Genomic DNA, 8,199 nt, shown 5'->3' with positions numbered 1-8,199 from the left:
CTAATCGGGGATGGGGTGCGCTCGAGGTAGCGCCGCGGCGTGATCGAGGGATCGAGCGAGTGCCAGCCGATCTCGGTGGGCGGCGGCACCGTGGCGCGCTCGCGCGTTGGCTTGAACGGAAAGTGATCGACGCATGGCAGACTTCTCCTTGGCGAACAAGCCATGCCGCCTTGGAGGGATTCGCACAACGTCCAGCGGTCAGATACCCTCATCAGAATTCCAGCGGTCGTGCGGAAGCAGATGCACGTAACAGACCATTCTGGCGACCTGCATCGCCAACAGCCAAAAGCGCAGAGGGAACGATAGGTATGGGTGCTAATCACCGAAAGGCCTATGTAGCATTCGTTGGATTGCTTTGCGCCGCAGTAGCGGGGTGTACCTCACCTGCACCCGCCACCGCGTCACCGCGCGAGCATGCAAGTCAACACGCTGCAAAGGCTCCGGTTGTGTCTTGCCCCTCCAAAGATTTCGGCACGTTTCTGCAACGCTATGCGGACTCTGCCGACGAGAGCGTGCGTCGCGGCTTCACCGACGATCCGCTGGAATATGAGGTGCCAACTCACACGGTCGAAAAAGAAACGGATACGTCACCCGCCACGCATCTCTCCAAGCGAACAGGTCGCTCCCGCCTGGAGCTATTCCCGTATCGTTATTTCAAGGACGCGAAGGTCTTTGATCGAGTCGTTCCAGGGGAGATGAAGCCAGAGCGCCAAAGTAAGGTGGGATACCCGGTCTCTATCCAGACGATGGCCGGTGACGGCCGCAGTGTGGACTTCGGCATGGAGTACGAAGTAGATACCTACGTTTTCAGACGGAGCCAGGGCTGTTGGTACCTGGCTCGCGCAATCAACCTGAGGGACTAACCAGGGAGTGGGCACATGGCCGCACAGGATGCAACACAGCAGGTCTCTTATCGCGTCATTCAACTTGAGTGGGACGCGGAGAAGGGTTATCACAACGAAGCTGTCGAGAACTTCGATGGCCTGGTCACGCACCATCCCAACAGCAACAGCGGTGCGCATCTGGTCAATGGCACAGTGGTTGGCGGGCAACCTGGACGCACGCTGGCGCTGGTTGGCGGTGGGGTCCAAGAAATCGAGGTTGCCAAAGTCGGGAACGACTATGGCCTTCGCCCAGGCCAGGTATTGCTGAAGAAAGACTTCATCCTTGAAGACTCCGCAATGCCCTCTGGACCTGCGTCAAGGGCACAGGATGTTCCATCGCCTGTTGCTGGTGTAGTGGGAACGGTCAACGCGAAAACCGGCCTGGTCGATGTGCTGGATCGGGAAGGGGGCGATGTCATCCTGCGTGTCCGTCACATGTCCCCTCTCCTTGTGCAGGAGGGTGACCAGGTCGAGTATGGCCAGGCGTTGGGAGTACAAGGCAAGCAGGCGACAGGCGCAATCCACGTGCACATGGAAGTGGATAGCCGTCACTACCAACATTACGAAAACTATGTCGGCGACCTCGTAAGTGGCCGTCTGTCCATCGATGCAGCAAGACGGGAACACGGCATCGAGCCCAGGCTATTCGTGGATGACGGGACAATCCGTATCGGTGAGTCGTCGGAGATGGTGCGGCAGGTGCAGCAGACATTGAATGCCGAAGGCTTTCGAGGTGCTGACAATCAGCCGCTGCAAGTAGATGGCGTCTACCGCCTTTCGATGCAGGCTGCCGTTATCAATTACCAGCAAGCGCATGGCCTCTCCCAGACCGGAGACATCGACCCTGCAACGTTGCAGCAGATTTCTCCGCTCACGTTCCCGCCAGAGGTGAACAAGGACGATTACAACACTGCGCCGACGTATCAAAACATCCAGGGGGCCGTGCAATCACAAGACCCACTCCATCGCCAGGCAGAAGATGCCGTGCGCCGCCTGGAACAGGGACTGGGCCGTGACTATGACGACAACAGTGCCCGGCTAGCAGCAAGCAGCGCGTATCTGGCCAGAGATAACGGGCTATCAAGGATCGATCACATCGTGCTGAGTACCGAGACAAGTTCTGTGCGGCAGGGCGGGAACGTATTTGTTGTTCAAGGGGCGCTCGACAACCTTGCCCACCTGACGGCGCACATGAAAACAAGCGATGCCATCGCACGTCCAGTAGAGCAGTCACTGAGTCAGTTGCAGGCGCTTGGCGAGACGCAACAGCAACAGCAACAAGCGCAACAGCAAGAACAGCAACAGGAACCTTCGATCACTCCACCTCATCGAATGGTGTGAGGTCGCAACCCCGCTCACCGGCGGCATACCAGGCCAAACCCAACGAATTTGTGTACGCGTTTGTGTACGCGGCGCGCCAGCGTTATTCCGGAGGTGCCACGGTGACGACCAGCTCGCCGTTGCGCATGCGGATGTGGAGTTTGCTGCCGATGGTGAAGCCGAGTTGTTCCAGCCAGCGGCCGCGTAGGCGCAGCGTGGGGATGCGTTGGTGGCTGTCGGGGTAGTAGCCATAGCCGACGGTGCAGTGTTGCGGCGCGCGCGGGCGGCCTGGGCGGCGCGGCTTGTTGGGATCGGGGCGGGGCTCGGGGATGGCGGGGCGGTCGAGGTAGGGCCGCGGCGTGATCGTTGGGTCGAGCGAACGCCAGACGACCTCGGTGGGCGGCGGCACCGTGGCGCGCTTGCGCGCTGGCTTGGGACGGGACGTGGATCGACGCATGGCAAAGCCCTCCTTGACGAACAGGCCCCGCCGCCGGCTGGCAACGGGATGTCGGGAGGTTAGAAACCGCAGAGAGCCGGCGGGCGTATTTCCCCGAAGGGTGTTGTATTAGCCGCCCTCCCGACGCAGGCATCGCGTCGGTTGCACCCGCAAGATGCTGCAGGCACAAAAAACCCACCGGTTTGACGGAGGTGGGTACCGCTCTCTGAGGAGTTTCTACGCTCCTTGTGGTAGAGATTGCTGCGGGTTTGTTGGGATGTCAACTGCTTCGAGCTACAAAGTGATGGTGATTTTTTTGAGTGCGGCCACTACGAAGAACATGTAGATCGCTCCCCTTCTTGCTAGCTTCGTACCATGTAGCGGACTACCGTTTGGCCGAAGCATTGAGATTGTCCATGTCCGAGAAGATCAACCACCGCTTGCCGGAATCCCGATGCAGTGTGAGAGTGAACTTTCCTATATCACCAGGTGCTTCTCCGTAGCCGTACGCACCGATGATGTAGGCGACATTACCTTCTGCGGAAAACCCGAGTGAGCGCAAACGTAGCGGACCTCCGCTGCTACCTTCATAGGCCGCTTCAATAGCTGCCCTGCCCCGGATTGGAGGCCGATCGCTCTGCAGCAAAAAGCCATCTTCCGCAAATAACGCAGCAAGCGCGCTTGCGTCGCCCTTACGCCATGCGCTCTCATAGTCGCGGAGCATTTGATCAAGTTCGTGGGGTAACGCACTGCTGGCAACTGCTGTCTGGTTGGCATTTTCTGTGATGTTCTGACCATGCAATGGCCCCGCGGCAAGCACGAGACTGAAGACAAAAAAGGCAATGATCGATCGGCTCATATGTCTCAATCCTTCTAGAGCATCGTTGATTGACTACAGTAGTATTCCGCGCTTCGCGACTACCGGGACTAGGTTTACTTTTTAAAGCTAACCTGACCCCGTTATTTGAACCGGCCAATCGGCTTCGTTCTTGTCAATTTCTGTGTGGTGCATTGGGTAGAGCAAAATCAAGTTGTGGTAGCTGTTGCGCTCATCGAGCGTCAGTGCGTCCTACCAGCGGTCAGCACCTTCTTTCCCCCAACAATGTGAGCTTGCTCGCCCAACGTGCACGCGGCACTAGTAGCGGCGGCATCTTGCGATAGCTCGCAACGGCACTTTGAACAGCGGTTTCCTGCTCGGCCCCAAAAAGTTTGATGTCCTTGCTATAACATTCGATGATCTTACCCAAAAGGCTTAACACGAAAAGGTAAGCCGGCCGCCGAAGGCGGATCGGCTTGACCGCCGGGTTATGCGGAGCGTGCTTTGAGCGCTAAGGACAAGAATTCTCCAAGTTCTCTCTCCAACACAGACTTGTTAATGGACTGAATACCGAAAGCACCCTTTGTGATACCGTTCTTGTTCGGGCGCTGGTCAAAATATGAAGCGTGCTCAACTTTCTGCTCTGCCACTAATCCCTTAATGACGTAAACGCACTCGGCGCTTCTATTAGTCCCAAATTTCGCGTCCATCTCTGGGATAAGCCTCAAGGAATAAAAAGGATTGGCTTTTCCATCTTCACCGTCTTCGACAGAGGCTGGAAACCCATGAGCAATGGCGTCAGCAGCAAATTCTTCAAAAATGGGTTTGGCGACAGATTGAACATGTGACTTGAAGTCGGCAACGAACTCGGCTTCTTTCGTATTTCGCGCTGCTGCGGCAGCAGCAGCAGCGTGTTCTGCCTCGGTCTTGGCGTTGGCGTGCGCCTCTACAACTTTCTTAAAAACTGACATGTAATCTCCAGTTGGATATTTCTATGGCGAGATCGTGTGGCATAAGTGGTATTGGACCGCCTAAGCGCGGCATAACCTTATCCTCGCCGACTGCCTAACCGCGGTCAATCGTCACAAGCATTTCAAGCTCATCGTCTTTAGCTGTGTTCCTGACTCTGCCGACAGGTGTTAGGCAGCGTCCTTGCGCGCCAATCCTAATACGCCGGCGTCCTTCGGGCCTAACGCAGAGATCTAGCGAATTCAAAGCTTGAGCTCGCTATCTGCTTTTACGGCATCGTCCGCGCGTTATTACTCTGCGTCACCTCAGCAACCTCGCCTTCCGTAACCAGACTCAGCCGCGCCCCGTACCGGTGCGACCAATCTGCACTGCCAACCCCACAACCGCAATCCTAGGCATTAAATCACTCTGAGCCTCCGACGCCGGTAACGCGGTTCTGGCCAGCTCTTTTCCTAATGCATCCTCCAGCACCACAAACCCGACCGGTGCATCGGCATGGACAAGGCTGTGCACGGTCACTTCGATAGCGTCTGCGGTCACACGTACGTCGCCGTAACCGATGTCCAGATCCGGACGCAATGCAACCGGGGTGGTGGCTGCGATGCGTTCGAGCTACAGGGTGGTGGTGCGTTCTGCGGGGAAGTCGATGTCGATGGATGGGAACGGGGTCTGTTGATTTCTTAAGTGAACATGACTCAGTTATTCTCGGCCGCATGCGCGCCTATGAGGTTACCGAAGCCGGACCCACCAACTGACTTTCTCTATCACAGCCTAACGCCTGAATTAGGCCTCGCCCCTGAAGCGGCGTCGGGTTAGATGAATTGTTAGGCCGGTGCAGGCCCAATCTTACGGAGCGCATCTTGTCCTAGTGCAACCGGGTGATAGCAAAGCCTTCCCCCAAACTTTGGACAAGCCGTCTGCATCTCTGGATGGCCTACTACCTCTATAGAGTCGTGATCTCCCGCCAACGTTCCGCCCCATTGCTGGCATTTAGATCGTCGAGTATTTATGTAGGTAGCAAGAGTAAGGTCAAGCACGAAGCCCGTGCCAATCGTTAGCCAAACGTGGCAGTCAAGGACGTCAGGCTTTTCTTTCAGCCATGCCTTGAACCGTTTTTGGGAAAAATCTAACTCATTTGATCTGGCAGGTGTAAAGCTGCCAATCGTTATGTTTACCGGTACTGTTGGATAATTTTTCTTGAGAAAATTCAATACCAGAAGGTGGACATTCCCACAATTCCCCCCGAATTGGTGTAGCTTTTCTTCGTTCGTGCCGTTATATAGTTTCAAGTGCGATGGAACGGCAAGAGCAACCTCGTCAGCAACTTGGCGCGCCTTTTGGGCAAAAATGGTGCTGATAGGGCTATCGAGCTCGAGTTTCATCTCAAGCGTAAACCTTTTCGCGGCCTCGACTCTTGATTTGTACGAGCGGAATGATTGTAAGAAGTGTCGAAATTGTCTAGTCATTAGCCTAACGCTTAAGTTAAGACGCGCCGCGAAGGGGCATCGGTTTGGTCGAATGTTAGCCGTCATTTCGCAGTTACCAACTGCGCGATTATTGCACCGACCGATAAAGCCAACGCGACTAGCGATACACCGAAGGACCATGCGAACTTGGAGTGCTCTTGCTCTTGGGCGGCAAGAACCGCCGTCAGATATGGAAGGTTGACTGCGTTTCGTAACTCGCCAACTATAGGCGTAAACAAGTGTACAAAAGTGTTCTCGCCAGTCTTGTATCGGTACTTGTGGTCCAAGTGGTAGTGCAGATACCCAAACAGGATGTTCTTGTCGCACCCGAGCTTCTGAGCTACCGCCTCGACATTGATGGCGATCATCGTCTTACCTACGCTTGGTCCTTCGACGGGGAACGATGCCTCATACATGTCGAAGATGCAGCGAAGGACTTTTCTTTCGGTTGGTACAGAATTTGCCATGACGCCTAACACCTAAGTTAATCCGCGCCGCGAAGCGGCGTCGGCTTTAATGAATTGTTAGCCAACGGGGGGAGGAGGCTCATCCGGGTCCGGGTCCGGGTCTGGGTCAGCCGCGCCGATCGCTGATCGGCCACCTTGTTCTGGTTGAATGCGATCACGAATTTTCTTGCACAACGCCTTCGTTGGCGTGCGTGATCGCCACCATGAAATAACCAGATAGGCTCCAAGGGTGATACCGATGACGGCAACAAATAAAAACGCGCTTTCTATGGTCTTGTTGTCAAACGTGGCGGTAGCTAATGCACAAACTGATGAAAACGCGGTTGAAAGCAAAAAAATCGCAAAATTGAACTGAAGATCCGGGGCACCATACTCAAAGTGATCCAGTTCAGTGTCTTTGATTTCATACAGATCGACGGACTCAACCCGACCCCTCCGCACTCGAAGTGGTTTTTCACCGTCAAGCGGTTATGGATTGAGGGCGTTCATAAGTTCTTCTTTAGCCAATCTGAATGCTTTTGGCTAATAGCGTTCTTCCAGGCAGCTTCTGTGCCCGAGCGAATTATAAAAATCCTATCCCCGTTAGCTAAAGCGGCTTTTAAATCATCGCGTATTTCAGCAGCCTTCTTGTCACTCATGAGTGCCCAACATGTAGCATTGATCGGGCAATATGCATCGTACGCCTTCATGCGCTCGCGTAATGCGTCGCGCGTGGTGCGTTGTGCAGCCTGAAAAGTGACGATGTAACAGTTCATATTATGAGGATGCTAGAATTTTTGGCTATTGGCTAAAGCTTGAGTTAAGCCCCCGCCACGAAGTGGTGGTCGGCTTGAATGATTTGTTACGACAATTCCCAAAGACAAGCGGTTAGCACTGATAGCGGTCACTGATGTGATCTTTGCAATAACGGCGTTTTGAACCCGCATTGAAAAGCCCTTGAAAAACGAGCGAGGGCATACCACAGAAGTCGTATGTGTGGCTCTGGACGAATTGAATTTTCATACGCATGCTGCCCGGGTCGTAGCCAATTGCGCTGATGGCTGACGAGGTGACGCAAATCATGTCCATCGATTCTCCTAGCGTTTGAATATAAGTCGTACCACATCGTGGCTTCTGCTTGCATCAATTGTCAGCGCTTAGCTTCTTCACCTTACGATGGCGAGCCAGCAGCATGCGGAGTATCAGAAGTGCCGGGAACGCAAGGACGGCGATTCGCAGTTGGAGCGTCGGTGTCACACCTTCTTTTGGCCAGAACGAAAGCCAGATCGCGAGTGCAGCGAGGCAGCACAGTGTCAGCATCAGCAATCGCTTGGCAGCGCGTAAGGAAAACGGAGTTGCCAGCGCGGGAGCGGCCATCACCAGAAATCCAATGCCGCTGATCAATGCGCCCGTCTGTCCTTCACGTACCTGGCCTGCTGCAACCAGTGCCACCAGCAAAGCGCCCGTCGCTGCGAGCATGACGCCGGCAAGACCGGCGAGCAGCTTCAGGAGTTTTTGATAGCGCATTCTTTGCGTCCTAGTTCTTGCATTACGCTGCACTTCCGAGTGGCGTTAGCTTGAGGCCTGCTAGGACTTGTGACGCCGATAGTGGTTGTTGGTACTTGTGCTGCGGTAGCTGCCACCTTTGTGCGAGGCGCCGTGGCCTGCGCTGTAGTGACCGCCGTGACTGGTGGTGTGGTGCGTGCCGGCGGCTCTGACGCGCGCTTGCGCGGATGCAGTACACAATCCCAGTGCGGCCACAGTCAGTGCCACGATGCTCCATGCCTTGCTCAACATTGTTTCTTCCCCCTGAAGAAATGTGTGGCTTTGCGGCTGCATTAAGTACTGCGTGACTTGATCC

11 protein-coding genes and 1 pseudogene are annotated in these 8,199 nt (G+C 55.1%); 2 read left to right on the top strand and 10 right to left on the bottom strand.

All coding sequences use genetic code 11. The features are described 5' to 3' along the window. Positions 1-212, bottom strand: a pseudogene (locus tag EO139_RS21525) (hypothetical protein); the annotation flags it as partial. Between the two features lie 234 nt (positions 213-446). Here EO139_RS21525 and EO139_RS01695 point away from each other — a divergent pair. After that, the gene (locus tag EO139_RS01695) at positions 447-863 is read left to right on the top strand and encodes a hypothetical protein (protein WP_126969131.1); all 417 of its coding nucleotides are present in this window, start codon (positions 447-449) and stop codon (positions 861-863) included. A 552-nt stretch (positions 864-1,415) separates the two neighbouring features. Further along, positions 1,416-2,225, top strand: coding sequence for a peptidoglycan-binding domain-containing protein (locus EO139_RS21800; RefSeq protein WP_343136460.1), 810 nt, complete (start codon positions 1,416-1,418; stop codon positions 2,223-2,225). Positions 2,226-2,307: 82 nt separating this feature from the next. Here the strand turns inward: EO139_RS21800 and EO139_RS01685 are convergent, their stop codons facing one another. From EO139_RS01685 to EO139_RS01640, 9 genes are all read right to left on the bottom strand, one after another. Then, positions 2,308-2,661 carry a SymE family type I addiction module toxin gene (locus EO139_RS01685; protein WP_126969129.1) on the bottom strand — a complete coding sequence of 118 codons (354 nt, stop codon included), beginning with the start codon at positions 2,659-2,661 and terminating at the stop codon, positions 2,308-2,310. Between the two features lie 364 nt (positions 2,662-3,025). Continuing rightward, entirely contained in the window at positions 3,026-3,364 is a 339-nt protein-coding gene (locus EO139_RS01680; protein WP_241235889.1) for a nuclear transport factor 2 family protein, read from the bottom strand. A 581-nt stretch (positions 3,365-3,945) separates the two neighbouring features. After that, positions 3,946-4,428 carry a hypothetical protein gene (locus EO139_RS01675; protein ID WP_126969127.1) on the bottom strand — a complete coding sequence of 161 codons (483 nt, stop codon included), beginning with the start codon at positions 4,426-4,428 and terminating at the stop codon, positions 3,946-3,948. 822 nt (positions 4,429-5,250) lie between these two features. Continuing rightward, the gene (locus EO139_RS01665; protein ID WP_126969126.1) at positions 5,251-5,808 is read right to left on the bottom strand and encodes a hypothetical protein; all 558 of its coding nucleotides are present in this window, start codon (positions 5,806-5,808) and stop codon (positions 5,251-5,253) included. A gap of 146 nt (positions 5,809-5,954) precedes the next feature. Then, positions 5,955-6,359, bottom strand: a complete 405-nt coding sequence (locus EO139_RS01660) for a hypothetical protein (RefSeq protein ID WP_024939880.1) — start codon at positions 6,357-6,359, stop codon at positions 5,955-5,957. A 485-nt stretch (positions 6,360-6,844) separates the two neighbouring features. Continuing rightward, on the bottom strand, positions 6,845-7,114 hold the full coding sequence (locus EO139_RS01655) for a hypothetical protein (RefSeq protein ID WP_126969125.1): 270 nt from the start codon (positions 7,112-7,114) through the stop codon (positions 6,845-6,847). A gap of 112 nt (positions 7,115-7,226) precedes the next feature. After that, positions 7,227-7,361, bottom strand: coding sequence for a KTSC domain-containing protein (locus EO139_RS01650; RefSeq protein WP_238150282.1), 135 nt, complete (start codon positions 7,359-7,361; stop codon positions 7,227-7,229). Positions 7,362-7,481: 120 nt separating this feature from the next. Continuing rightward, positions 7,482-7,865: a hypothetical protein gene (locus EO139_RS01645; protein ID WP_126969124.1), complete on the bottom strand. Its 384-nt coding sequence runs from the start codon at positions 7,863-7,865 to the stop codon at positions 7,482-7,484. A 60-nt stretch (positions 7,866-7,925) separates the two neighbouring features. Continuing rightward, positions 7,926-8,135 (bottom strand): hypothetical protein, encoded by a 210-nt coding sequence (locus EO139_RS01640; protein WP_164739675.1) that lies wholly within the window; start codon positions 8,133-8,135, stop codon positions 7,926-7,928. Positions 8,136-8,199 lie beyond the last annotated feature (64 nt).

Source organism: Xanthomonas sp. BRIP62411 (genome assembly GCF_003993525.1).
Classification (GTDB): Bacteria; Pseudomonadota; Gammaproteobacteria; order Xanthomonadales; family Xanthomonadaceae; genus Xanthomonas; species Xanthomonas euroxanthea.
Note: the sequence above shows the minus strand (reverse complement) of the source record. Positions and strands in the feature narration are given on the sequence as shown.

Excerpts from the sequence above, each read along its gene's own strand:
- EO139_RS21800 (WP_343136460.1), top strand. The coding sequence starts at position 1,416 with ATGGAAGTGGATAGCCGTCACTACCAACATTACGAAAACTATGTCGGC.
- EO139_RS01685 (WP_126969129.1), bottom strand. The coding sequence starts at position 2,661 with ATGCGTCGATCCACGTCCCGTCCCAAGCCAGCGCGCAAGCGCGCCACG.
- EO139_RS01680 (WP_241235889.1), bottom strand. The coding sequence starts at position 3,364 with ATGCTCCGCGACTATGAGAGCGCATGGCGTAAGGGCGACGCAAGCGCG.
- EO139_RS01675 (WP_126969127.1), bottom strand. The coding sequence starts at position 4,428 with ATGTCAGTTTTTAAGAAAGTTGTAGAGGCGCACGCCAACGCCAAGACC.
- EO139_RS01665 (WP_126969126.1), bottom strand. The coding sequence starts at position 5,808 with ATGAAACTCGAGCTCGATAGCCCTATCAGCACCATTTTTGCCCAAAAG.
- EO139_RS01660 (WP_024939880.1), bottom strand. The coding sequence starts at position 6,359 with ATGGCAAATTCTGTACCAACCGAAAGAAAAGTCCTTCGCTGCATCTTC.
- EO139_RS01655 (WP_126969125.1), bottom strand. The coding sequence starts at position 7,114 with ATGAACTGTTACATCGTCACTTTTCAGGCTGCACAACGCACCACGCGC.
- EO139_RS01650 (WP_238150282.1), bottom strand. The coding sequence starts at position 7,361 with ATGAAAATTCAATTCGTCCAGAGCCACACATACGACTTCTGTGGTATG.
- EO139_RS01645 (WP_126969124.1), bottom strand. The coding sequence starts at position 7,865 with ATGCGCTATCAAAAACTCCTGAAGCTGCTCGCCGGTCTTGCCGGCGTC.
- EO139_RS01640 (WP_164739675.1), bottom strand. The coding sequence starts at position 8,135 with ATGTTGAGCAAGGCATGGAGCATCGTGGCACTGACTGTGGCCGCACTG.